The 24,368-nt window shown below is 71.8% G+C and carries 15 protein-coding genes; 6 read left to right on the forward strand and 9 right to left on the reverse strand.

What is annotated here, in order from left to right; genetic code table 11:
* Window positions 1–2: 2 nt before the first annotated feature.
* The gene (locus PPSIR1_RS30095) at window positions 3–1,085 is read left to right on the forward strand and encodes an NAD-dependent epimerase/dehydratase family protein (protein ID WP_006974998.1); all 1,083 of its coding nucleotides are present in this window, start codon (window positions 3–5) and stop codon (window positions 1,083–1,085) included.
* Between the two features lie 279 nt (window positions 1,086–1,364).
* Here the strand turns inward: PPSIR1_RS30095 and PPSIR1_RS30100 are convergent, their stop codons facing one another.
* The gene (locus tag PPSIR1_RS30100; RefSeq protein ID WP_006974999.1) at window positions 1,365–1,895 is read right to left on the reverse strand and encodes a hypothetical protein; all 531 of its coding nucleotides are present in this window, start codon (window positions 1,893–1,895) and stop codon (window positions 1,365–1,367) included.
* A 288-nt stretch (window positions 1,896–2,183) separates the two neighbouring features.
* On the opposite strand from PPSIR1_RS30100, the gene PPSIR1_RS30105 reads away from it, so the two are divergent.
* Complete coding sequence (locus PPSIR1_RS30105; protein WP_045117042.1) at window positions 2,184–3,779, forward strand: UDP-N-acetylmuramoyl-L-alanyl-D-glutamate--2,6-diaminopimelate ligase; 1,596 nt, start codon at window positions 2,184–2,186, stop codon at window positions 3,777–3,779.
* Between the two features lie 4 nt (window positions 3,780–3,783).
* Here PPSIR1_RS30105 and PPSIR1_RS30110 read toward each other — a convergent pair whose 3' ends face one another.
* Window positions 3,784–4,584: a type III pantothenate kinase gene (locus PPSIR1_RS30110; protein WP_006975001.1), complete on the reverse strand. Its 801-nt coding sequence runs from the start codon at window positions 4,582–4,584 to the stop codon at window positions 3,784–3,786.
* Window positions 4,585–4,633: 49 nt separating this feature from the next.
* Between PPSIR1_RS30110 and PPSIR1_RS30115 the strand changes: the two genes are divergently transcribed.
* From PPSIR1_RS30115 to PPSIR1_RS30130, 4 genes are all read left to right on the forward strand, one after another.
* Window positions 4,634–6,523, forward strand: a complete 1,890-nt coding sequence (locus PPSIR1_RS30115; protein ID WP_198154647.1) for a DUF2254 family protein — start codon at window positions 4,634–4,636, stop codon at window positions 6,521–6,523.
* Window positions 6,524–6,667: 144 nt separating this feature from the next.
* On the forward strand, window positions 6,668–7,357 hold the full coding sequence (locus PPSIR1_RS30120; RefSeq protein ID WP_045117053.1) for an alpha/beta hydrolase: 690 nt from the start codon (window positions 6,668–6,670) through the stop codon (window positions 7,355–7,357).
* Entirely contained in the window at window positions 7,354–8,466 is a 1,113-nt protein-coding gene (locus PPSIR1_RS30125) for a lysylphosphatidylglycerol synthase transmembrane domain-containing protein (protein WP_006975004.1), read from the forward strand. The genes PPSIR1_RS30120 and PPSIR1_RS30125 overlap by 4 nt, the downstream gene beginning before the upstream one ends.
* A 201-nt stretch (window positions 8,467–8,667) precedes the next feature.
* Entirely contained in the window at window positions 8,668–10,236 is a 1,569-nt protein-coding gene (locus PPSIR1_RS30130; protein WP_006975005.1) for a tetratricopeptide repeat protein, read from the forward strand.
* A gap of 886 nt (window positions 10,237–11,122) precedes the next feature.
* On the opposite strand, the gene PPSIR1_RS30135 is transcribed toward PPSIR1_RS30130, so the two are convergent.
* The 7 genes from PPSIR1_RS30135 to PPSIR1_RS30165 all read right to left on the reverse strand — a co-directional run.
* Window positions 11,123–15,133, reverse strand: coding sequence for a UvrD-helicase domain-containing protein (locus tag PPSIR1_RS30135; RefSeq protein ID WP_006975006.1), 4,011 nt, complete (start codon window positions 15,131–15,133; stop codon window positions 11,123–11,125).
* On the reverse strand, window positions 15,130–18,345 hold the full coding sequence (locus PPSIR1_RS30140) for a PD-(D/E)XK nuclease family protein (protein ID WP_006975007.1): 3,216 nt from the start codon (window positions 18,343–18,345) through the stop codon (window positions 15,130–15,132). Before PPSIR1_RS30140 ends, PPSIR1_RS30135 begins: the two co-directional genes overlap by 4 nt.
* A gap of 68 nt (window positions 18,346–18,413) precedes the next feature.
* Window positions 18,414–19,583, reverse strand: a complete 1,170-nt coding sequence (locus tag PPSIR1_RS30145) for a WD40/YVTN/BNR-like repeat-containing protein (RefSeq protein WP_006975008.1) — start codon at window positions 19,581–19,583, stop codon at window positions 18,414–18,416.
* Window positions 19,580–21,115 carry a DUF1552 domain-containing protein gene (locus PPSIR1_RS30150; protein WP_006975009.1) on the reverse strand — a complete coding sequence of 512 codons (1,536 nt, stop codon included), beginning with the start codon at window positions 21,113–21,115 and terminating at the stop codon, window positions 19,580–19,582. The genes PPSIR1_RS30145 and PPSIR1_RS30150 overlap by 4 nt, the downstream gene beginning before the upstream one ends.
* 25 nt (window positions 21,116–21,140) lie before the next feature.
* Entirely contained in the window at window positions 21,141–22,808 is a 1,668-nt protein-coding gene (locus PPSIR1_RS30155) for a DUF1592 domain-containing protein (RefSeq protein ID WP_086001834.1), read from the reverse strand.
* A 201-nt stretch (window positions 22,809–23,009) separates the two neighbouring features.
* On the reverse strand, window positions 23,010–23,639 hold the full coding sequence (locus PPSIR1_RS30160) for a hypothetical protein (protein WP_006975011.1): 630 nt from the start codon (window positions 23,637–23,639) through the stop codon (window positions 23,010–23,012).
* A gap of 65 nt (window positions 23,640–23,704) precedes the next feature.
* A partial coding sequence (locus tag PPSIR1_RS30165) for a COG3014 family protein (protein ID WP_006975012.1) occupies window positions 23,705–24,368 on the reverse strand: 664 nt, incomplete at its 5' end.

The raw sequence follows: 24,368 nt of genomic DNA on the forward strand, positions 1-24,368 counted from the left end.
CCATGTCCACCATCGAGTCCGTGCACCAGAGCCTGCGCGAGCGCCCCCGCACCTGGCTGATCACCGGGGTCGCCGGCTTCATCGGCTCGCACCTCGCCGAGCACCTCCTCGCCCTCGGGCAGCGGGTCGTCGGCGTCGACAACTTCGACACCGGCAAGCGCGACAACCTCGACGCCCTCGTGCGCGGAGCCGTCGGCCGCGGGGCGTGCGAGGTCGAGGCCCACTTCGAGTTTCGCGAGCTCGACGTCCGCGATCCCGAGGCCCTGCGCCAGGCCTGCGCCCGCTTCGACGGCGTCGAGCACGTGCTCCACCACGCCGCCGTCGCCTCCGTCCCGCGCACCCTCGCCGAGCCCGAGACCGCGCACTCGGTCAACGTCGACGGCATGTTCAACCTGCTCGAGGCCGCCCGCGCGTGCGGGGCCAAGAGCGTGGTCCATGCCACCTCCTCCGCCGTCTACGGCGACTGCCCCGGCGCCCCCGAGACCGGGGCCCAGAGCGAGGCCATCATCGGCCGCCCGCTCTCGCCCTACGCCGGCCAAAAGCGCATCGCCGAGGTCCTCGGCCAGACCTGGTCGACCACCCACGGCATGTCCGTCGTCGGCCTGCGCTACTTCAACATCGTCGGCCCGCGCCAGGACCCCAACGGCGCCTACGCGGCCGTCATCCCCAAGTGGATCGACACCCTCGCCCGCGGGGAGCAGCCCGTGATCTTCGGAGACGGGCTCACGACCCGGGACTTTTGCCCCGTCGAGGACGTCGTCCAGGCCAACCTGCTGGCCTCGACCTGGCACGAGCGCGCCGACGCAGACGCGCGCGCCATGCCGGGGGACCCGAGCGAGGGGGTGTTCAACGTGGGCCTCGGCGGGCGGCTCACGCTGCTCGAGCTGTTCGAGCTGCTGCGCGACGGCATGGCCGACCGCGGCGTGGACTGCCGGGCCATGCAGCCGCGCCACGAGGACTTCCGAGCCGGCGACATCCGGCACAGCCGCGCGGACGTCAGCCGGGCCCGGGAGCTGCTCGGCTACGAGCCGGCGATGCCGCTGGACACGTCGCTGCGCGCGACGATGGAATTCCTGGCGGGTTAGAAAGAGTCGAGGGAACGGAACAAAAGGCCAACAGCGGTCTTCATCCCCTCATCCCCGCCAAACCAAAGGGGATGCCCCCTCATCCCCGCCAGATAGCGCCCCCTTCAGGGGGCGACCGAATGCGGTCTGAGGGGGCACGAACCTCATTGCCTTACAGCCAAAGAGGAGGAGCGGAGCGACGGAGCGACCCCGGTCCTCGGCCCCGGCGGGGGCAAAGCAGAGGAGGAGCGGAGCGACGGAGCGACCCCGGCCCCAGGCGGCTGCGGGGGGCAAAGCAGGCTACACGGGCCGCTCGAGGTCGGCGTCCTTGATCTCGGAGCCGCGGAAGCGCTGCGTCGACGTGCACGTCGTGTCGTAGTCCTCCGGGCAGCTGGCGCCGGTGCAGGTGTTGGTCGTCCGCGTGGTCGCGATGCCGTTGATGTTCTTGCCGTTGATGATCAGGTCGACCTCGATGTCGACGGTGTTCGTCGTGTAGGTGTCGTCGTCGGGGTTGAGGACCTCGACGTCGACGGTGGTGCCGTCGAAGCTGTAGTCGCTGCCGTCGCGCACACCCTGGAGGGACAGGCCCTCGCCGTACTCGAGGAAGTAGTCGTCGTCGAAGGCGAAGATGGCGATGGACGAGGCGGTGGTCAGGTCCGTGGAGTCATCGACGGTGTTGGGGTTGGGGTCGTTGCCGTTGAGGCAGTCGGACTGGTTCTCCGGCGCGTCGAAGGCGACGCGGAACACGATGTAGTCGCCGGGCTGGATCGAGCAGCCGGCGAGCGCGAAGAGGGGGGCGGCGAGGATCAGGGGGCGGAGCTTGGAAAACATGGGACTGTGGTGATTGTTGCGACATGTCCCCGGAACTCGTCAACGGTCGGTCGCGCCCCGGAGCCGGCCAGCAGCGGTCCCGAGATCGACCCAGACGAAAAAACCATTGGACGATGAATCAGTCAGGCATCGTGAATCGACGACGTCGGCCGGGGTCCCGAAACGGACCTCGAACCGGAAGCGGCTTCCCCACGCTGCGGTCCAAAAAGCCTGGCGAGGTCGCCCTGGCCGCTTGGCCTGGAGGGCTTCGGGAAGCTCCTGGCGGGTGTTAGCGTCCCCCCCAGCATCGTGCCGCGCCGACCTCCGACTCTCGCTGATCTCCTCGCCGACCTCGGCGCCAGGCTGCCCGAAGGGGCGCGGGCGCACCTGCGCGACGCCGCGCCGAGCCAGGCCTTGCCTCGATTGATCGACGATTCTCGACGCGTCGACGGGGGCGACGCCTTCGTGGCGATCCCGGGGGCGACTCACGACGGGCATCGTTTTTTGCCCCAGGCAAGAGCGGCCGGAGCGGGGCTCTTGGTGGTCGACGAGGCTCACTTCTCGGCGGCGGTCGAGGCCGATCCGGACCTCGCTCACACGCCGCGCCTGGTTTTGCGCGGGCTCGGGGAGCACCTGCCGGTGCTGGCGGCGGCGTGGCACGGCTGGCCCGGGGAGGCCCTGAGCCTCGCGGGCATCACCGGGACCAACGGCAAGACCACGACGGCGCACCTGCTCGGCGCGATCGCGTCGCATCCCCGGGGCGGCCGGCCGCACCTGCGCCTGGGCACGACGGGGAACTGGCTCGTCGACCGCGAGGTCCATGCCGGCTTCACCACGCCCTTCCCCGTCGAGCTCCAGGCCTTGCTCGCCGAGGCCCACGATCGAGGGGCGCGCTGCGGCGTGATGGAGGTGTCCTCGCACGCGCTGGCGCAGGGCCGGGCGAAGCCCCTGCGCTACCGCGCCGTCGCGCTGACCAGCTTCTCTCAGGATCACCTCGACTTTCACCCGGACATGGCCGCCTACCTCGAGGCCAAGTGCGAGCTGGCCCGGCGACACCTGCACGTCGACGGCCTCGCGGTCGCGCCCCTCGAGCAGGGTCGGGCGAGCGAGGCCTTCCTGGCCGCGGCCGAGGCCGCGGGGGTCGAGCGGCGCTGGCGAACGGCCCGGAGCGCGGCGGGGGCAGGGGCGAAGGCGCAGCTGCGGGTCGAGGCCCAGCTGCCGCTTCAGCCGGGGGAGGGGACGGCGGTGCGCGTGGCCACGCCCGCGGGCGCGCTGGACCTGCGCTCGCCGCTGGTCGGCGCCTTCAACCTCGACAACTTGATGGTCACGGTCGCGCTGGCCCTGGGCCTGGACTTTGGTCTGGACACGATCGCGGACGCTCTGCGCGCGGCCACCGGCGCGCCCGGTCGGCTCGAGGCCGTCGCGCTCCCGGGCGTCGCGGGCCCGGCGGTCTACGTCGACTACGCCCACACCCCGGACGCGGTCGCGCGCTCGCTCGAGGCCCTCGAGCACGCGCGCCGGGCTCGGGGCGGGCGGACCGTCGTCGTGCTCGGCTGCGGGGGCGACCGCGACCCGAGCAAGCGCCCGCTCATGGGCGAGGTCGCCAGCCGCGGGGCCCAGCGCTTTTGGGCGACCTCGGACAACCCGCGCACGGAGGACCCGGCGAGCATCGTCGACCAGATGATCGCGGGCGCGCTCGGGCCGGACGCGGGCGGGGCCGAGCTGGTCCGCGAGGTCGATCGGGCCCGGGCGATCGCGTCGGCCATCGCCGAGGCCGCGGCCGAGGACGTCGTGCTCATCGCCGGCAAGGGCCACGAGGACTACCAGGTGATCGGCGAGACCAAGATCCACTTCGACGACCGCGAGCACGCCCTCGCAGCACTGCGCGCGCGGGCGGACGCCTGACCGGTCAGGTGCTGTTGGCGTTGCGCTCGTGGATCATCCGCAGGCCCTCGAGCATGAGGTTGTCGTCGACGTGGTCGACGGCCTCGGTCTCGTGGGCGACCTTGCGGGCGAGTCCGCCCGTGGCGACGGCGTGGGCCGGCCACTGCAGCTCGGCGCGGATGCGGTGGAGCATGCCCTCGACCAGGCCGACGTAGCCGTAGAAGAGGCCGGACTGGATCGCGTCGACGGTGTTGCGCCCGACCACGCCGCCCGGCTTGGCGACGTCGACCCGGGGCAGCTTGGCCGCGCGCTGGAACAGGGCGTCGGCGCTGATGCCCACGCCCGGGGCGATCACGCCGCCGAGGTACTCCGGGGTGGGAGACACGACGTCAAAGGTCGTCGCGGTGCCAAAGTCGACCACGATGATCGCGGTGTTCTCCCCGCCCTCACCCCGACCGCGAGCATAGCGTTGGTGGGCGGCGATCGCCGCGACCAGGCGATCGGCCCCGACGTCCTTGGGCGGCTCGTAGAGCACGGGCATGCCGATGTCGAGGCCTGGTCCGACGACCAAACTGTTCACACCGACGTAGCGCTCCAGCGCCGCGATGATCGGACCCTGAACGGGCGGCACGACGCACGCGAGCACGGCGTCGGCGATCGCGGCGAAGCCGTAGCCGCGCAGCGCGAGGGCCCGCTCGAGGGTGATCGCAAACTCGTCGCGAGTCCACGCCCGCCGCGTGCCCAGGCGCAGTTCGCAGCGCAGCTGCTCCCCCTCGAACACGCCGATCGAGGTGTTGGAGTTGCCGACGTCGATGGCCAGGAGCATGGGCGGGACGATACCCGCTGGGCCGCAGCATCTGCTACCGTCCAGGGCCGTGACCGAGGGTGAACAACCGACGCGGGAGCCCAGCGGGGCTCGGGCCCCCGTGCGCGTGCCCAAGACGGGCTCGGGCGCGACCCGCTCGGACGCGACCCGCTCGGTCGCCCGCGTCGTCGCCGCGTCCTCGACGGGCACGCACCAGGACAACATCACCGTCAAGCTGACGAACTGGCTGCTGCCCTTCGCCTTCGTCGGCGGCATCGTCTTGGTCTGCCTGGTGTTCTCCTTTGGCCTCGACTCCATCTTCTTGGAGACGGACAACCGCGAGACCCTGCTGGAGAGCCTGCTCCACCAGGACGCCGAGCAGGCGCGCAACACCCTCGGCAGCCTCGGCGAGGTGATGGCCGCGGTCTTGGGCCTGGCGCTGACGGTCTCGAGCATCATCGTGCAGCTGGCCGCGACCCGGTTCACGCCGATCGTGACCTCGCTGTTCATGCGCGCCCGGGCCAACCGCCTGACCCTGGGCTTTTTCATCGTCTGCACGGTCTACGTGCTGTGGGTGAACTTCTCCGTCGACGGGGCGGTCGGCGAGAACGGGGAGCTGGGCTACCTGCCGCAGATCGGCGTGGTCCTGTCCATGCTCGCGCTGACGGCGAGCTTGCTGCTGCTGTTCCCCTACTTCGTGTTCGTGTTCAACTTCCTGGAGCCGGACTCGATCATCTCGCGGATCACCACCGACGGCCTGGTCGCGTCGACGCCCTACCGCGGCCGGGTGTGGAGCATCCAGCAGCGCCAGCGCGAGGCCACCCAGGCCGTCGAGCACCTCGCCAACATCGGCCTCAACGCGGTCCAGCAAAAGGACAAGAACATCGCGTCGAGCGCGACGAACGCGCTGTGCAACTTCGCCATCTACTACGGCGGCACCAAGGCCGGGATGATCCAGAGCTGGCACTCGATCCCCGACTGGAACCGCCAGAGCCCGGACTTCGTCAGCCTGTCCGACGAGGCCATCAACGACCTGCGCGGGCGCGGCACCTGGCTCGAGTGGAAGATCCTCCGCCAGTACCAGATGCTCTACGGCGAGGGCCTCGAGCGCATGCGGGACCTCTGCTACTTGATCGCGATCAACACCCGGCGCCTGGGTGAGGCCGCGGCGCGCCACGGCGACCTGCCGGCGCTGGACCTGGCGATCAAGTTCTTCAACACCTACCTGCGGGCGACCATCAACGCCAACGACGTCCGCACTTGCTACAACATCCTCCACCAGTATCGGCAGCTGGGCGAGTTCGTCATCGAGCACATCGACACGGACCCCGCCGACCTGATCCTGGACCAGCCGATGAGCATGACCTCGACGCTGACGGTCTCGGCGGGCAAGCCCGCGGGCGACCTCAGCGAGCTCGAAAAGCGCGGCGTCGAGATCGCCCGGCGCATGCGCTACTACTCGGGCATCGCCTTTGGCCGGGGCATGACCTTCATCACCGAGGTCATCGCCCACGACGTCGGGGCGCTGTGCGCCAAGGCCTTCCACACCGGGACGCAGTTCCACGACGACCTGCTGGCCACCTTCTTGCGCATCGACGACAACACCGAGAGCTCGGACCACACCCTCAAGGGCGTGCGCAAGGCCCAGGTCAAGCTGGCGACCACCTACATGCTGCACGGCGCCGAGAACCTCGCGCGGCAAATTCAGCGGGACATGCACCGCGAGCCCGCCACGCGCATGCGCAAGATCTGGGCCGAGCTCGCGGCCCTGCGCGACCGGGAGTTTTGGGAGGTCAACGACCGCGGCTCGAACTTCGACTACCTCAGCGAGGAGCAAAAGGGGCAGCTGCCGATCTTCTTCTCCTGGTTCCCGGAGCTCAGCCGCGAGGCCGCAGCCGTCGCTCGTCGCGGCGGCGTGGAGCCTCCCGGCATGGCGCGAGGCAGCTCCGACGGGGTCTGACTTTGCCCCCCACGGGCAGCTCGGACTCGGGGGGCCGGTGGGCAATGGCGTTCGTACCGTCGAGTCGGCGTGGGGTCGCCGGGCGGGGGGCGTCGTTTGGCGGGGTGAAGACCTCCTCGGGAAAAATGAGGTAGACAGGTGGCCATGTCCCAGACCGAGACCGAGCTGCTCGAGCGCATCGAGATCGGGCCCGAGGACGCCGCGGCCGGCGCTCGCGCGAGCGTGATTTGGCTGCACGGTCTGGGCGCGGACGGCCACGACTTCGAGCCCATCCCGCCCATGCTCGGCCTGCCCAAGGTCCGCTTCGTCCTGCCCCACGCCCAGGTCCGGCCGGTGACCATCAACGGCGGCTACGTCATGCGGGCCTGGTACGACATCCTCAAGCTCGACTTCACGGGGGTGCGCGAGTCCGAGGACGACATCCGCCGCTCGCAGGCGCAGATCGAGGCGCTGATCCAGGCCGAGCGCGCTCGCGGGATCCCCAGCGAGAAGATCGCGCTGGTTGGTTTTTCCCAGGGCGGGGCCATGGCCCTGCACGTCGGCCTGCGTCACCCAGAGCGCCTCGCCGGCGTCGCGGTGCTCAGCGCCTACCTGCTCATGGGCGAGAGCGTGGCCAGCGATCGCAGCGAGGCCAACGCCCAGACCTCGATGCTGTTTTGCCACGGCCGCAACGACCCGGTGGTCCCGGTGTGGCTGGGCAAGGCCGCCCACGACCAGGTCGCGGCCCTCGACCCGGCCCGGCCCATCGCCTGGCACGACTACGCCATGGAGCACGCGGTGTGTCCCGAGGAGCTCGGGGTGATCGCCCGCTGGCTCCACGGGGTGCTCGGGTGAGCGAGGGCTCTCAGGCGCCGCCCGAGCCCAAGCGCCGCGAGCTCAGCCTCGGCCGCCGCGTCGCGCTGTGGCTCGGCTCGCTGGTCGCCGCCGTCGTGTTGCTGGTGTTGGTCTCGCGCTTTGGCATGATCGACCTGTGGCCCAGGCAGGTGGTCTTGCCCCGGCCCTGGCTGCTGTTCGCGGCTTGCTTCGTGCAGCTGCCCTACGCGGCCTTTCGCGCGGCGCGGCTGCGCTTTGCCCTCGATCCCGTGGTCCGCGAGCACAGCGGCGGGGCCCAGCGGCGCCTCGATTGGCGGGTGCTGCACGGGAGCGGCCTGGTCAGCTTCCCGGCGGTGATCTTGCTGCCCTTTCGCCTCGGCGAGCTGACCCGCCCCCTGCTGATCACCCGCGCCAACGAGCCGGGCGTGGGCTTCACCGAGTCGCTCTCGGCCATCGCCGTCGAGCGGGTCATCGACGGCTTGGTCGTGGTCGGCATGCTGTTCGTGGGCCTCGCGTTCGCCGACTTGATCGGCGCCGAGCCGGACGTCATGGCGGGCATCCGCGGGAGCGGGCGGATCATGGCGCTGACCTTCCTGCTGGGCCTGGGCGTGCTCTTGGGAGGTGCCGCACGGCCCGACTGGCTCGAGGGGCTGATCCGTCGCACGGTGCCCGGGCGCCTCGGGGAGCGAGCGGCGGCCGCGGCCGGGCGGGTCGCGTCGACGATCTCCGTGCTCTTCGACTGGCGCCGCGGCGCGCCCTTTTTGGCCTGGTCGGTGATCTACTGGGGCCTGACCGTCTTTCAGCTGTGGCTGGTGCTGCTCGCCTGCGGCCTGGACCTGGGCATGGCCGAGGCCGCCGCGGTGGTTGCGATCGTCGGCCTGAGCATCCAGGTCCCCGGGGGCCCGGCCCAGGCCGGCAGTTTTCAGGTCGGCATGGCCGTGGCCATGGGCCTGATGACCACCGCGGCCCAGGTCGACGCCGCCTCGACCTTCGCGGCCTTCATGTACCTGCTGCAGCTGTTCGGCGCCTGCGTCCTCGCCCTGCCCGGGGCCCTGATGCTCGCCCGGGCCCGGCGGGACGGCGCTTCGGGCCCTGAAACAGGCTCGGGGGATCGGGCCGAGAGCGCGTAGTCGCCCGGCTCACGCCGAGATCGGCCCCCGAAGGGCAGCGGCGTCGCCGCGAGTCCGCGGTGCGTAAGCAAGGTCTCGCATTGCCGTTTGCCGACCCGAGCGGCTGGCGGGTATCCTCCTCGCCGCCGCACCAGCGGCCCCGGAGAACGAATGCGTAGCGTCCGTAGCGTCTTTTCCCCCCGCAGCTCCTCGTCCCTGACCGTGGGTCTGGGCCTCGGGCTGTTGCTGACCTCGCCCGCCCTGATGGTCGGCTGCGCCAAGACCGAGGACGGCACCAAGGTGCCGGCGGGCAAGACCAAAGAGCAGATCGAGGACGAGCAGCGCAAGGCCGCCGCCGCGGCCAAGGTCAACGAGCTGATCACCCTCGCCAACGAGGACCTGCGCAGCGGTCGCTACATGTCCGCGCTCGAGCGGGGCGAGGAGGCCCTCGAGGCCAACCCCGAGAACTCCGACGCCTACCTGGTCATCGGCGCCGCCAAGTGGCGCGCGGGGGACTACGCCGCGTCCACCGAGGCCCTGCGCAAGGCCGTCGAGCTCAACCCCAAGAGCTACGGCGCCACCGTGGCCCTGGCCCGCAACCTGCGCGCCGCCGGTGCGCTGCAGGAGTCCCTCGACATCCTCGCCCCCGCCATCGCGGCCGAGAACGACGACTTCCAGGCCAAGCCCTGCGAGGCCCTCGAGGACTGCGAGGACGTGGCCGGCTGGTGCGACACCCAGGCCAAGGTCTGCAAGGCGCCCGTCGGCCTCGACTCGCGCATCGGCCAGCTGTGGGCCCACTACCTCGCCGTCGACGTCGACGCCGGCCCGGCCGTGGCCGACGAGGTGTTCCTCAGCAGCGCCGCCGACGGGGTCGCGGCCGAGGCGATCCGCGGCTACGCCGACTACCTCCGCGCCTTCCAGGGCAAGGGCGAGCTCATCGCCATCGAGGGCGACACCGGCACCTCGGACCTCGACATCCACCAGTGGACCGGGCTCAAGTTCTCCTTCGCCGTCGTCGGCGGCGAGCCGTCCACGGCCATGCTCTCCGAGCTGCAGATCGAGTCCCACGTCGACGCCGAGCTCGTCGCCAGCCTCGGCCTCGAGAGCCTGGGCAAGGTCAAGCTGTTCAACCTCGGCGAGTACGACGTCGTGCTCGTGCCCGAGGTCGAGTTCAAGGGCATGAAGATCAAGAACGTGCCCGCGGTCGTCGATGACCTCAACGCCTTCGCCGGCGCCAACTTGCCCGACAAGCCCGGCATCGTCCTCGGCCACCAGGTCCTCCACCGCCTCGGCTCCGTCGTCGCCGACTTCCCGGCCTCGTCGCTGACCCTGACCAAGGCCGCCCCCGAGGCCGCCCCGGCCGGCGCCGCCGAGCTGCCGCTGCTCTTCCTCGACCAGTGGTACATCCACGTGCCGATCACGCCGGTCCGCATCGACGGCTCCGAGCACGACATCTGGGCCTGGCTCGGCGGCATCCACCCCAGCGCCGTCAGCACGACCTCCAAGGCCTACCTCAAGAGCGACCACCTCCCCCGGGACATCGAGAACCCCGAGGACGTCGAGGGCGGCCGCAAGATGGTCTTCGTCGACACCGTCAACTTTGGCGACGCGTCCGTGTCTGGCGTGGGCGGGCTCGTCTACCTCGACGAGCCGGGCGAGCCTGGGCTCGCGGGTGTCCGCGCTTCGGCGGGCTTCGAGCTCGGGGGGTACGTGAACCTGCCGCTGATGAAGCAGCTCAAGGTCACGTACATGCCGAACCAGGGCAAGGTGTGGGTCGAGGCGCCCAAGTAGTCCTGCGTTTGATATAGGCGCTTCTTTGGCGGGGGTGAAGGCTGCGGTCTTCGTCTCCGCCAAAGTAATTTTGGGCGCTGCTTCACGCTTCGGGGGTTGGTGAGGACTGCGGGGTGCTTGTTGGGTGGTGAGCTCAGCGGGGTGCTTGTTGGGTTGGTGAGGACTGCGGGGTGCTTGTTGGGTTGGTGAGCTCAGCGGGGTGCTTGTTGGGTTGGTGAGGACTGCGGGGTGCTTGTTGGGTTGGTGAGTACTGTGGCGTGCTTCCTGGGTTGGTTGAACCCGTGCTGCATGCGGCGGGGTTTGTTGAACCCGTGCTGCATGCGGTGGGGTTGTCCAAGCACTGCTGCAGGCTTCCCGGATTTGAGAACAGGCTGGTTTTCCCCATGAGGTTCTATCGGGAGGCCCTCGACAGCGTCCGCCCCGACGATGAATCGTGCTCGCTTCGCTGCGCGCGATTCATCCACCTCACGCTCGCTTCGCTCGCTGCGGCTCCGGTCACGGGGCGGCGAGAAGAAATGTTTTGGCGGGGATGAAGACCATGGTTGCTGGGACGTTTTCTGGTTGCGGAGGTTGGTGGGGATGCAACCGGCCGTCTCGGACCGCTTCTGGGTTAGCCCGGCATCTTTTTGGCGCATATACAGCAGGCCGCTCGGCGGGAGGGGTCCCTGCGACGAGCACCGAGCCGCGTACAGCCCTGGAAGAGCAGCCAAGCGTGGCTCGGCTCGAGCGCAGGAGTGGGGAGGAGCCCGCCGAATAGGCCGCGGAGCACCGTCGGAGCCTGGAGAGCACCGCGGTCCTACTGCACCGCCGGAGCCACGAGCGCATCGCAGTCCGACTGCACCGTCGAAGCCCAAAAGCAGATTTCAGCACCCCATCAACCAGCACCTCACTCCTCCAACCACATCACCTTCCCCGCCGGCGCCAACCACAACCCAAACCTCCCCAGCCGAACCTTCTCCCCCCGGAGCACCCACCCCTGCAGCGCCCGCCGATACAGCAACAGCTGCGGCCCATACTCCCACTGCAGCTCCTCCATCTCCGCCCGCGACCGCACCTTGCTGGTCACCTTGTAGTCCAGCAGGCACCACGCCCCCTCGTCGTCCCGCCACAGCAAGTCGATGCGCCCCCGGACGCGGTTGTCGGCCCGCTCCGCGTCAAAGCTGGGGATCAGCGCGTCGACGTCGAGCTCGTGGAAGAGCTCGCCCCGCTCCCGCGCGGCGCACAGCTCCGCATGCAGCGGCGTATCGAGGAGCAGCGCGAGGGTGCGCTCGAGCCAGCGCGCGAGCTGGGTCCGGCGCTTTGGGGAGCGCGCGCCAAAGTGGACGCCGACCAGCTCGCCGAGGGCGGCGGCGTTCGGTGGATCCCCCTGGAAGTCCCAGCGCTCCATGGCCGCGTGGAACAGCTCACCGAGCTCGCGCGGGTCTTCGCTCGTGTCAGGGTCGGGGTCGGGGTCGGCCTCGAGCACGATCGGGCGCCGGGCGGGCAGGGGCATGTCCCAGTCGAGCTCGCTCACCGGCCAGGGGGAGCGGCCCGCGCTGGGTCGCCAGCTGGCGAGGGAAGGGCCCGCGCGCCAGCGCATGACGTCGACGCGCCCGCGCCGAGGCTTGGGCGGCGGCGGCGGCTCGGGGTCGAGGCCCATGCTGGCGAACAGGCCGAGCTGGCGCTTGTCGACCTTGCGCTTGCGGCCGCGCTTGCGGGCCTTGGGAGGGGGCGGAGGGACAGCGGGCTCGGGTACGGGCGGCGGGGCGGGCAGGCTGCGCTCGAGCCCCGCGCGCAGGTCGGCGTCCTCGATCACCCGCAAAAAGCTGAGGCTCCACGCGGCCGCCCGCGGGCGCAAGAGCGTGTCGCTCCCGACCGCGCCGAGTCCGGCGTGCGGTGCAGGGATGTCGAGGCCCGCGACGAGCAGCTCGAGGGGGCGGCGGCACAGGTAGGCGGGCTTGGGCTCGCCGACGAGGGGATCCATGGAGGTCCCGCGCTCGAGGCTCAGCCACGCTCGATCGCCCACGTGGACGTGGGTGCGCGGGTCGGCCTCGCCCGAGAGCACGAGGCGGTCCCGGGCGCGGGTCATGGCGACGTAGAGCAGGCGCTTGGCCTCGGCGGCCTCGAGCGGGGTGGTCAGGTTGGCGCAGACCGGGTGGAGGCTGTCGAAGCGGGCGGAGAAGCCCTGGTGAGGCGGGCGGATCCGCGGCACGGCGAGCTTGGTCTGGCTGCCGAGGGTCGGGACGGGCTCGGCGCTCCAGCTCGCGCGGGTCGGGCTGGGCCGGAACTCGCCCAAGCCGGCGACGACGACCACGGGCCACTCCTTGCCCTTGGAGCCGTGCCAGGTCGTGATCGTCACGGCGTCGGCGTGGGGGGAGATCAGCCCCTCGGGGGCGGGCTGGGCCCCGGCGTCGAGCCAGCTGACGAGGCGCTGGAGGTCCGGTCCGTCGGGCTCGAGGGTGCGCACGTGCTCGACGAAGCGCCACGCGTTGGCGACGGCCCGGCGCCCGCGGGGGCTGGCGAGCCAGTGGGCCTCGAGGCAAAACGCGGTGATCAGGTCGGCGAGCAGCTCGGCGGTGCTGCGGGCGCCCGCGTGGCGAGCGAGGGCCCAGAAACGATCGCGCCCGCCCTCGAGAGAAGCCGCGTCGCGCTCGAGCTGGGCCTGGAGGGCGGCGCGTCGCTCGGGCTCGAGCACGCCGGCCTCGGCGAGGGCCGCGAGGGCGCGCTCGGGGAACAGCCGGCCGTGGCGGAGGACCTGCCGGTAGGGGCGGGGCGGCGTCCGGGGCCAGCTCTCGCCGTCGTCTTCGTCGTCGTCCCAGCGCTCCCACAGCTCGTCGAGCTCGGCGAACTCGGGCAGGTCGGGGTCGGCCTCTTGGACCCGACGGTCGAGGCCCGGCCAGCGACCGAGCACGTAGAGGCCGAGGTCGGACAGGCCAAAGCAGGGCCCGCGGAGCACGGCGACGGCCGCGAGGGCGTCGCGCTCGTCGGCGAAGCAGCGCACGAGGTTGATGAGGTCGCGGACCTCGGGGAGGGCGAGCAGGCCGCGGCCGCCGGCCAGGTCCGCGCGGATGCCCCGGGCGTCGAGGGCTTCGCGGTAGCGCTCGGCGAGCTGCCAGCGCGGCACGAGGATGGCCACGTCGCGGGCGCGGATCGTCGGCGGGTCGTCGCTGCTGTCGTCGCCGAGGGTCGCCCCGCACAGCAGGCCGTAGACGTGGGCGGCGACCCGCTCGGTCTCCCGGGTCAGCGGGTCGGCGTCCTCGGGGAGCTCCCCGCTGGGTCGCATGCGCAGCAGCGAGTCGACGGCCAGGCCCGGGAGACGATCGGCCGCGCGCACGGTCGTCACGTCCTGGTCCCAGGGCACCCGCGCGTGGTCCTCGACGTCGCGCAGCCGGGCCAGCTCGAAGGGCCGACCGAACTCGGCGGTGTTGGCCCAGGGCAGGGCGCCGGCGAACAGGGGCGGGAAGAGCTCGGCGAAGAAGCGGCCGAGGCTCGGCGAGCTGCGTCGGTTCTCGGCCAGCCGGACCACGGCCTGGCCGTCGTCGACGGTCCGCTCGGCGCGCTGGAAGACCTCGGGGTCGGCCCCGCGGAAGCGGTAGATCGACTGCTTGGGGTCGCCGACGTAGAAGACCCGCACCGGCGCGTCGGCGCGGCCGCACAGCTCGACGAGGGCCTCGAGGATGCGCGCTTGGATCGGGCTGACGTCCTGGTACTCGTCGACGAGCAGGTGGCGGTAGCGCCCGCGCAGCTGGTCTTGGGCGCGGGGATCGGCGAGCAGGTCGGCGGCGAAGCGCTCGAGGTCGTCGTAGCGCAGCACCCCGCGCCGACGCAGGCTCGCGACCCAGTCGCGCTGGGCGAAGTCCGCGAGCTCGAGCCACCGGCTCAGGTGCTCGGCGTGACCGGCCTGATCCGCCTCGAGGGTCCGCTTGGGGTCCGGCAAGATCGGCCGCTCGCGCCGGCTCGAGACCACGTTGTGGATGTTGCGCAGCTGCTGCAAGAGCGCGCCGATCTGCGGGCCGAGCTTCTTGGACGCCCGCGTCGAGGTCAGCGCGCGGACCTCCTCGGCGACCCGGACCAAGCGCGCGGCGTCGAGCTGCTCGAAGCGCAGGCCAAAGTGGCGGCTGACCGCGACGAGCTTGGCCTGGAGCTCGCGCTGGCGCTCGTTGGGGCGCTCGAGGGTGGCGCAGGCCTGGAACAGCACGGCGACCGGGCCATGCATCTCGCGCAGGTAGTCGAGCCACTGGGTGGCCACGAAGCGCAGCCGCGCGGCCTGGACGGCGGCGGGGTCGGGCCAGCGCTCGCCGAGGGTCGCCGGGCCCGTGAGCGGGGCCGAGTCGGCGGCGTCGCCGAGCACGTTGGCGCCGTGGGGATCGCCGAGCATGGCCCGCAGCTCGCTGCGCACGAAGGCGACGGGGTGGCTGGCGAGGAGCTCGGCGCAGCGCTCGTGGGCGGGGTGGCGCAGCTCGTCGATGGCCGCGTCGATCCACCCGCGCACGAAGGCGTCGAGCTCGAGCTCTTGCTCGGCGGGCTCGAGCGGGCGGGCGTCCGGGGGCACGCCGCTGAGCTCGGGGAACTCGGCGAGCAGGCGGGCGCACAGGGAGTGCAGGGTGCCAATCGGGGCCGCGGCGACGCGCTCGGTCAGGCCCAGGCGCTCGCCGAGGGAGCAGCCCTCGATGAGCTCGGCGAGCACCGGGTCGTCCTCGGGCGAGGGCGCGCGGGTCTGGGTCAGCGCCGCGAATACGCGGGCGCGCATCTCGGCCGCGGCGGCGCGGGTGAAGGTCACCGCGACGATCTCCTCGGGGTCGGCGAAGCGCGAGACGATCCGCAGGTAGCGACGGACGAGGCGCCAGGTCTTGCCCGTACCCGCGGCGGCGACCAGGACCACGGAGCGCCCAGGATCGTAGATCGGGTCCAAGCTCACCGGACCACCTCGCTGTCGCGCGGCCGGGGCTCGGCCAGCTCGGCGTCTGTTTCGGCGGCGTGGGCGAAGGGCCGCAAGGGCGGGGGCAGGCCGTCCTCGCGCCCGTGCTTTTCGGGGACGACGCGGGCGAGCTCGGCGACGCGATCGCTGCGCGAGCCGCCCCAACGCCGCGCTGGAATCCGCGACACGAGGGGGAAGTGCCCGGTCTCGATGGCGCGCGCGAACGCGAGGGCGAAGCGCGCGGCGGCCTCGGCCACGGTGCGGGTGTGGCCGTCCTCGTCGACGCCCAGGGGCGCGCGCAGGCGAAAGCCCCGGGTCACCGGGAGCACCTCTTTGTTGGGGTCTTGCCAGGGCTGTCGGGGCGGACGCTGGAGGTACTCGAGGCGCAGCGAGCCCACGGGCGCGGGGGCGCTCAGGCCCAGGCGCTGTGGGGTCGCGCGGGCGACCTGGTCGACGGCCAGGCCGTAGAGCGGCAGCTGCAGGTGGGTCCCCGCGCGCAGCTCCGCGAGGATCGACGCGGGCCACTGGGGCCGCCCGGTCTTGTAGTCGCAGATCGTCAGCTCCTGGACCAGCGGGTTGGCCTCGATGCGATCGACGGCCGCGATCAGGGGCAGGCGGGCCTCGCCGAGCTCGAGCTCGAAGGGCGCGAGGGCGTCCGCGTCCGAGCCGTCGTCGCCGGGGGACCACTCGACGCCGCACAGCACCATGCCGGGGACGGTCTCGATCGCTTCGGGCTTGCCGCGCAGGGGCTTGGCCGTGCCCATGGCCGCGCACAGCCGCTGGTACCAGGCGCGCCACCAGGCCTCGAGCTCCACGGCCCAGCGCTGGTACTCGCCGGTCCAGATCGCCTCGGCCTGGCCGTGCTCGGCCCGGCGTCGGTAGCCCTCTTCGAGGGCGTCGAGGGTGGCCTGGAGCAGCTCGGGACCGGCGACGGCGAGGTTGAGCCAGGGGTTCCCGTTCACGTCGCCGGCGGCGAGGCGCGGGGCGAAGGCCGACTCGAGGGCGCGGTGGAGCACGGCGCCTTGCTCCCGGGCGAGCAGGGCCGAGGTCCCGTCGCCGGTGGCCGGTTCGCGCAAGCCGAGGACGCGCTCGATGAAGTAGCGGTAGGGCAGCTCGGCGAAGCGCTGGAGGGCGCTGGCCGAGTAGGGCCGGGTCGGGGGCACGGCCACGCCGAGCTCGCCGGTGTGCGGGCCGAGCGCGCGGGCTTCGTGGCTGACGGTCGCGCGCACGCGCTCGGCCAGGCCGGGCTCGTCGCTCCAGTCGAGCAGGGCGCGTTCGATCGGCGCGCTGGGCGCCAGCTTCGCGCCGGCCTCCACTTCAGGGGGCAGCGCGATCGCGTCCACGCCGACCTGCCGCTCCGGCGACCCCTCGTGCTGGCGCCCGGCGATCCACGCCCCGGGCGGACGCCGAGCCCCCGAGCCCGCGCGCCACCGCCAGCTCGCCAGCACCGTCCGCGGCGTCTCGGCCAGGGCGTCGAGGTGGCGCAGCTGCGACAGGAAGCGCTGGGTGTCCAGGGTCAGGCCCAGGCTCTCGCGCAGCCCCTCGGAGGCGGGCCCGCGGGCGATCGGCGGGCGCGGGTGGGCGTCGAGGCCGGTGAGCACCACGGCCTCGACCCCGATCGGGAGCGGGCGCAGGGCCGACGCGGTCGCGTAGTCGAGGATCCACACCGCTGGCGGGCCGTCGACGGCCCGATCGTGCTCCCAGTGACCCACGCGGGCGAAGCTCAGGGCGTGATCGAGGCCCGCGCTGAGCCGCGCGAAGCTACCGCGGGCTCGGGAGAGGTAGTCGAGCAGCACGCGCACGGCCGCGAGCTCGGGTCCGTCGGTGCCCAGCACCGCCGCGCGCTTGCCCGCGCCCCAATCGATCAGCAATTGGCGCAGCCCGGCGGCCAGATCCCTTCGATCGGGGCTCAGATCACCCGTGCGGCCGAGCTCGGCGAGGCTCTCGAGCGTGTGGATCGCCCCAGCGAGCAGGCGGTGGGCGTCTCGCTCGCGCGCGCGGCGGGTTTCGAGCTCTTCAGCGGTCCAGCCGAAGCGTTGACCGCGTTCCTCCGTGCTCGCGCGGGCCTCGGACGCCGACGCGCGGGCCTCGAGGCGCGCGGCGAGGGTGCTCAGGCGCACCGCGGACGCGCGCTGGTTCGCCCACGCCTGGTGCAAGTCGCCCGGGCGGACGTCCGCGGGGAATTCGATGCCCAGATCCTCGGCGACGGGCCCGAACACGTGGAGCGCGCGGCCAAACAGCACCCGCTCGAGGTCCGCGCGGGCCACCGCCGCGTCCTCGCGCTGGTGTTCCCCGCCTCCGAGGATCCGAAGCAGCGCGCGCACGGCCTGGGCGGCGGCGGTTTGGGCCGCGGGCAGGTCGACGTGGGCGCGCACGGGTACGTCGCGGTGGCGCAGACGCACGACCCAGCGGGGGATGGCCTCCGCCGGGGCGAGCACGATGGCCGCTCTCGGCTCACGCCGGAGCCAGCGGGCGACCGCGGCGATCTCGGCCTCCGGTCCGGCGCAGCCCAGCCGGAGCGTCAGGGGTCGACGGCGATCGGCGGCGGTGTGCGTGGGCGTCGGCAGGGTCCAGCGCTCGAAGCCGAGGGTCCGGAGCAGGACCTCTTGCCACCGCGGGGTCGTCGGCGGGGCGAAGCCGATGGCGATCTTGGCGGCGTTGCGGCCGGGGCGGAGGGTCGGCACGCGGGGGTGCCCGGCGAGCAGGCGGCCCAGGTCTCGGCCGCGCCACTCGGCGTCCTCGCTGGCGACGGCCTCCCGAAAGCGCTCGAAGGCGTCGAGCAGGGCGCGGTCCCAGGCTCCCCCAGCCTCGGGTCCCGTGTCGGGCCCGGCCTCGGGTTTGGCCGGCAGCCCGGCCCCGGCGGCGAGGCTGCGCTCGATCGCCACGAAGGTCCGCAGCACCTCGCGCTGGTAGCTGGGCTGGTCGGCGATCGCCGCGTAGCGCCGCTCGGGATCGGCGAGCAGCGCCCGGCGGACCTCGGCGAGGGCGTCGAGGGTCGGCAGCTCGTCCCCCGCGAGGGCGCGGTGGGACTCGCGGAGCAGCGCGTCGAGGTCGAGGATGCGCGCGCCCACGACGACGCCGAGGGCCTCGACGAGCAGGCTCTGCAACCACCGCGCGGCGCCCCCGTGGGGCACGAGCACGAGCACGGGCCGGGGGCTGTGCGCGCGGATCACGGTCGCGAGGCGACCGGTCAGCTCCTCGGGGCCGAGCATGCCCGGCCGAGCATAACGAAAGCCCGCGGGTCCGAAAGCCCGCGGGTCTGCCACCTCGAGGGGAAGATCTACTCGAGGGGGAGGAAGGCCAGGGAGCGCAGCGGGAAGCTGCCGTGGGTCACGTAGCTCCACTCGCTCAGGGCCTCGGAGGTCCCGCGGTCGTAGTAGCGCAGGCCCGCGTAGACCCCGTTGCCGTAGACCATCGCCGCCGGGACCCCGGTCGGGGACTCGACGTGGGGCGACCAGCTCTCGCCGTCGCTGCTGGTGCTCAGCCCGTCTTCGTAGGTGACCACGAAGCGGTCGTTGGTGAAGCTGACCGCGCCAAACTCTTCCAGGGCCGAGAGCCCGCAGTCTTGCCAGTCGATGCCGTCGGCGCTGCGCAGGCAGACCCGAGGCCCCACGGCGACGAAGGTCTCGCCGTTGGACGCCACCGAGCGCAGGAAGTCGCCGTCTTCGCCGAAGTAGCTGGGCGCGCCGAAGCTGGCCCCGCCGTCGTCGCTGCGGTGCACGTAGGCGACCCGGGGCGAGTCGTACTCGTCGCGGTGCTCGCCCACGGCGACGAAGATCTGCCCGTGCCCGGCGACGCCGTGGACGGGGGTGTAGCTGTGGTGCTCGCCGTAGGCCGAGGACCAGGTCTGGCCCCCGTCGCTGCTGGCGATCAGGTGGGCCTGGGCGCCGCCGGCCACGAAGCTGCCGTCGGCGTAACCCACGGCGTAGAGCTTGCGCCCGTCGACGCCCTCTTGGCCGGCGACGAGGTCCTCGTCCCAGTTCACGCCGTCGGTGCTGCGCATGACCATCGCGTTGCCGGTCCAGTCGACGCCGCCGCCTCCGACGGCGACCACGGCTCCGTCGCCCGCCGCGACGGCGCGGAGGATGTCCTCCTCGCCCATCTCGGCCTGGGTGTCGAACACCCCCGAGCCGACGATCTCCGCCCACTCGAGGGCGTCGTTGGAGCTCGCCCGTCGGCCGCCGTCGCCGACGGCGACGAAGATCCCCGCGGGGCCAGGGTCGGGCTCGCCGGTCGTCGACTCGCCGGTGTCGTCCGCGTCGTCGGAGCTGTCGGACTCCCCGGACTCGTCGTCACCGGTGTCGGACTCGTGGCCGATGGTGTCGCCGTCCTCGGCTCCGTCGCCCTCGTCCCCGCCGTCCTCGTCCCCGCCGCCGCAGGCGCTCAGGTTCAGGCTGAGGGTCAGGCTCAGGCCGAGCGCGAAGGGCAGCGCCCTGCTCGGCCTCCTCATCCGTAGAGCCTCTCCATGGTGCCCGTCAGCCCGATCTCGACGGTGCCGCCGCCCGGGAACACGCCGGTCACGCTCTTGCGGCCGCAGTAGTTTTGCTCGCCGCCCATGGCCTGGATGATCGACACGAGCATCGGGTTGTAGGCCTGGCCGACGAGGCCCTCGGGGTACCAGCCGCCGTCGAGGGGGGCCGGGCGCGGGGTGGTCTGGGCGAAGCGGAGGTAGCGACCGCGGGCGAAGGGCGTGTTCTGCCCGGCGAGCATCACCACCGGCGCCTGGTCGTGGGTGTGGCCGCCCGTGGCCAGCTCGCTGATCCACAGCACGATCGTGTTGTCGAACACCGTGCCGCCCTCTTCGGGGATCGCCTTGAGGCGCTCGACCATCATCGCGACCTGCTCGGCGTGCGCGGCCCCCTGGGCCGTGACCACGTCGACCTTGTCCTGGTCCGAGCCGGGGGCCGACTGGTGGGCGTAGTCGTGGTGGTAGTCCCCGGTCCCGCCGAGCAGCTCGATGGGCGGGACGTCGGTCTGGAAGCTGACCACCCGGCTGACCCGGCACGAGATCGCCGCCGCGGCCAGGTCGAGCATGGCCGGTAGCCGGTAGTTGTACATCTCCGGCGTCCACTCCCAGCCGCCGTCCCAGGGCTCGAGGATGGGCTCGTTGCACTCGAGGTTCTGGAGCGCGGTGACCCGCTCTTCGAGGTCGCGGACCAGGTCGCGGTGCAGCTCGAGCTTGGCCCGGTCCTCGGAGGACAGCTGGGGCATGAGCTGCTCGTACTGCTCGGCGGCGCGGTCGAGCACGGTCGTCCGCGCCGCAGCCACGGGGTCGCCCTCGGTGTCCGGGAACAGGGTCGCAAAGGCGGCGGCCGGGTCGACCACGTGGGGCACCTTGACCGCGTCCCCGTTGGGGTCGAGGCCGTAGTTCATGTGGTGGAAGGTCCCGTCCCACGGCCGGATCCCGTACTCGAGGGAGGCCAGGTCCGTCAGCTGCGAGTCCTGGGCGCGGACGATCTCCTTGATGATCTGATCGAAGGAGGGCGTGAGCGCGTGGCTCTTGACGTCGTCGTAGGTCTCGCGGGCGATGTTGCCGGTCATCGCCGTCATCCAGCCCTTGGCGTGGCCGTCCCCGTAGGGGTCGATCATCGCCGTCAGGTAGGCGAGGCCGTCGAGCACGACCATGTCGTCGCGGTGGGCGTGGAGCGGGGCGAGGATCGGGCTGAATTCTTCGGCGCCGAGGTTGCCGAGGTCGAACTCGAAGTCGACCTGGTCCGACTCCGGCGAGTTGGGCAGGCGCATCTTCCAGTTGTCGTAGTAGACGCCGTGCTCGTGGAAGAACACCACCAGGCGGCAGGGCGGGCCGTCGCCGGGGCCGGCGAGGCTGCGCTGGCCGAGGCTGGGCAGGAACAGCGAGGCTCCGCCGACGCCGGCCGCCTTGAGGAACTGGCGGCGGCGCATGGTCTGGACGTGCTGGGCGCGGGCACGCGCGGCGCGGCGCGAGCGGGAGAGCTTGATCCGAGGGGAAGCTTTTTTGGTCATGGTCGACTCCGTTCTTGGCTCGGGCTCAGTTGGGCGCCGCGTACTCGGCGAAGCGGGGGTGGGTGACGATGGCGACCATCAGCTCGGTGATGGAGTAGTCGACGGCCGCGAACGCGGCCTCGGTCTCGGCCAGGATCTCTTCGGTCTCGAACACTCGGCCGCCGCCGTAGGCGAAGCGCAGCCACTTGCGGGCCACGCAGCGGTGCACGTCGTCGCGCTCGGCGAGCTGGCTCATCATCTCGGGGGCGCCGTTGAACTGGGCCTCCTGGAACTCGCCCGAGGCGTCGATGGGGTTGCCGTTGTCCTCGTCGCGCCAGCGCCCGAGGGTGTCGTAGTGCTCGAAGGAGAAGCCGATCGGGTTGATGATGTTGTGGCAGGCCTGGCACTCCGGGGCCGCGGTCAGGGCCTCGTAGGCCTCGCGGTTGGTCTGCCCCTCCGGCGCCTCGGGGATCATCATCGCCTCGGCGACGGGCGGCGGGGCGCCGAGCGGCCAGCACAGCACGTCCTTGAGGGTGTAGACGCCGCGCAGCACCGGCGAGGGGTTGAGGGGGTGACCGTGGCCCGCCAAGAAGGCGGTCTGGGTCATGAAGCCCGCGCGCTGGCTGGGGTCGAGCTCGACCTCGACCCAGGTGTCGGGCTCGGGCTGGGCGATGCCGTAGATCTCGGCGAGGCGGTCGTTGACGAAGGTCCGGTTGGAGGTCAGCAGGTCCGTCAGCGTGCCCTGCTCGTCGAAGATCACGTGCTCGACGAAGCGCCGCGCTTCTTCCTTGGTGGCGGCTCGGGTGGCGTCGTCGAAGTTGTGCTCGGGCAGCTTCGAGACCTGGTCGACGCGCTCGAGGTCGAACCACTGCTCGTGGAAGTGCAAGAAGGCGTCGCGGGCCTTGGGATCGTCGAGCATGCGCCGGGCCTGGTCCTCGAGCTGCGCCGGGGTCGAGAGCTCGCCGTTGCCCGCGGCCGTCAGCAGCTCCTCGTCGGGCATCGAGCTCCACAGGAAGTAGGACAGGCGCGAGGCCAGCTCGTAGCCGCCCACGGGGGCGAACTCGCCGGGCTCGGGCAGCGCCTCGTCCTCGCCGGGGAGCTCGAGGCGGTAGAGGAACTGCGGGCTCTGGAGGAAGTAGGCCAGGGTCAGCTCCGCGCCCGCGCGCATGTCCGAGTCGCCGGGGGCCTCGTGGAAGAAGGCCATGTAGTCGACGCGCTCGTCCTCCGTCAGCGGGCGGCGGAAGGCCCGGCGCCCGAAGCTGTCGACGAAGCTCTGGGCGCAGCTCTCTCCGTCCATGGGCTCGCAGCCCATGAGCGCGGCCAGGTCTTCGGTCGCCAGCTCGGCGAGGGCCCGGGCGTTCTCGTCGTAGCGCTCGATCAGCAAGGTCGAGGGCACGAGGGCCTCGCCGTCGTTGTCGAAGCCGTCCGAGCTCGGGTCAGCCGGGAGCTCGAACTGCGGGACCTCGATGTGCGGGAAGAGGTCGCGGAGGGTGTTTTGATACTCGAAGTGGCTCAGCCGCCGGGCGGGCAGCTTGGCCCCGGGCTCGGTCATCTCGCCGCCCTCTTCGCCGCCGTCCTCGCCCTCGCTCGAGCCCTCCTCGGCCTCTTCGCCCGCCTCGTCGCCCTGCTCGTCCTCACCCTCGGAGGACGGACAGGCCAGCGCGAAGCAGGCGAGACCGATCCACGACCGTGTCTTCAACCAGCGAAAATCCATGCACGAACTCTAGGGGTCGCGATGGACTGTGCCAAATGGAGACTTCGTCGCCCCAACTACACTGCAAACATATTTTGACGGTAGCTCGGTGGTCAGCCCGTGCCGAACTGCCAACCGCGTTGTCTTCCCGTCTTTGGATCGCCAAGGCGCGACTACGCAACGAGTAGCGCTACGCAAGGAGTGCTGAGCTGGTCGGCTGAGCTAGTAGAAGGTGAAGCGCATGCCGACCATGCCGCTGTGGCGGGCGCGGTCGGGCACGAGCTCTTCGGCGCCGGTGACGTAGCGGCCGTCGTAGGTGATGCCGACGGAGGCGGCGGCGGTGGCGTTGAGCCAAAACTCGTAGCCGACCCCCACGTTGCCGCCCACGCCCACGGTCAGGGTGTTGTTGGGATCACCCGCCGGCAGGCCCTGGCCGCCGAGCCCGGTCCGGATGTACAGGCCGCGCCAGGCGAAGGCCTGGGCCTCGAAGTCGCCGCCGAACACCCACGAGCTCGCGCCCTCTTGGCGGCCCAGGTACTTGGCGCCGTGGAGGTTGACGCCGAGCAGGAAGCGCTTGGACACGCCGCCGCCGAAGCTGAAGCTCAGGCCCACGTCGGGGACGATGGTGTCCTTCATGAACGAGGAGCCAAAGTAGACGCCGGGGCCCAGGTAGACGCCCCGGCGATCTTGCGCGCCTTCGAACTCGATGCCGTTGGGGCCGCCGCGGACGGCGGCCTGGGCCTCGCCGGGCGCCGCGACCATGAGGCCCAGGCTCAGCGCGCCGCCCAGCGCGAGGGGTGCGAGGGCGAGGAGGGGGCGGGCGAGGGGCGAGGATCCAAAGTGGCGCGTCATGGCGGTCTCCAGCGATTTCAGCAGATTAAACCAGATTAAACATGGGCCAAGATGGCCCCGAAAGCTCAGCGCAAGGTGGTGACGTCGAGCACGACGTAGCCCCCCTGACCGACATTCACGGTCACCCGGCGGTGCTCGGCCCCGTGCTCACCGAACACGGTGATCTCGAGCTCGTGCTCGCCAGCGGGGACGGCCGCGCGCCCGATGAACACGCGATCGGGGAGGGTGGTCCACGAGCGCGTGTCGGGCTTGTCGAGGGCGACCATGGTGCCCTCGATGGCCAGGGCGCCGATCAACCCGACGGCGCTGTTGGCTTCGTTGCCGGCGGCGCGGGCACCCTCGGCGGCGGCGGCCCGGACGATCATGCGGGTGATCGCCGAGCCGATGATCCGCGGCTTGATCTCCTCGAACTCGCGCACGATCTCCGAGCCCATGTCGCTGACCAGGTCCATCTGGACCGGGACCCCGTCCACGGACCAGCCGGCCTCGGTGAACAGGTTGCCGGCGGGCTCGAGGTCGGGGTAGGTGACGACCTTGAAGGCGCCGTGCTCGAGCACGCTGGTGTCGCCGGTGACGTAGGTGTGGGCCAGGCCGACGGCGGCGCCGATCGGGATGCGCTGGGGGATCTTGTAGGGGACCCGCCCGGTCTTCACGATCACGAGGAGCTCGGCGAGGGGCTCGGCGGGTGCAGGCGCGGCGTCCCCTTCTGCGCTGGGCTCGGTCGAGCCG

This window comes from Plesiocystis pacifica SIR-1 (assembly GCF_000170895.1).
Taxonomy (GTDB): Bacteria; Myxococcota_A; Polyangia; order Nannocystales; family Nannocystaceae; genus Plesiocystis; species Plesiocystis pacifica.

Coding starts and splice junctions, on each gene's coding strand:
- PPSIR1_RS30095 (WP_006974998.1), top strand. CDS start 3: ATGTCCACCATCGAGTCCGTGCACCAGAGCCTGCGCGAGCGCCCCCGC.
- PPSIR1_RS30100 (WP_006974999.1), bottom strand. CDS start 1,895: ATGTTTTCCAAGCTCCGCCCCCTGATCCTCGCCGCCCCCCTCTTCGCG.
- PPSIR1_RS30110 (WP_006975001.1), bottom strand. CDS start 4,584: ATGCTCCTGGCCATCGACGTCGGCAACTCCAACACCTCGATCGGCGTG.
- PPSIR1_RS30120 (WP_045117053.1), top strand. CDS start 6,668: ATGTCCCAGACCGAGACCGAGCTGCTCGAGCGCATCGAGATCGGGCCC.
- PPSIR1_RS30140 (WP_006975007.1), bottom strand. CDS start 18,345: ATGCTCGGCCCCGAGGAGCTGACCGGTCGCCTCGCGACCGTGATCCGC.
- PPSIR1_RS30145 (WP_006975008.1), bottom strand. CDS start 19,583: ATGAGGAGGCCGAGCAGGGCGCTGCCCTTCGCGCTCGGCCTGAGCCTG.
- PPSIR1_RS30150 (WP_006975009.1), bottom strand. CDS start 21,115: ATGACCAAAAAAGCTTCCCCTCGGATCAAGCTCTCCCGCTCGCGCCGC.
- PPSIR1_RS30155 (WP_086001834.1), bottom strand. CDS start 22,808: ATGGATTTTCGCTGGTTGAAGACACGGTCGTGGATCGGTCTCGCCTGC.
- PPSIR1_RS30160 (WP_006975011.1), bottom strand. CDS start 23,639: ATGACGCGCCACTTTGGATCCTCGCCCCTCGCCCGCCCCCTCCTCGCC.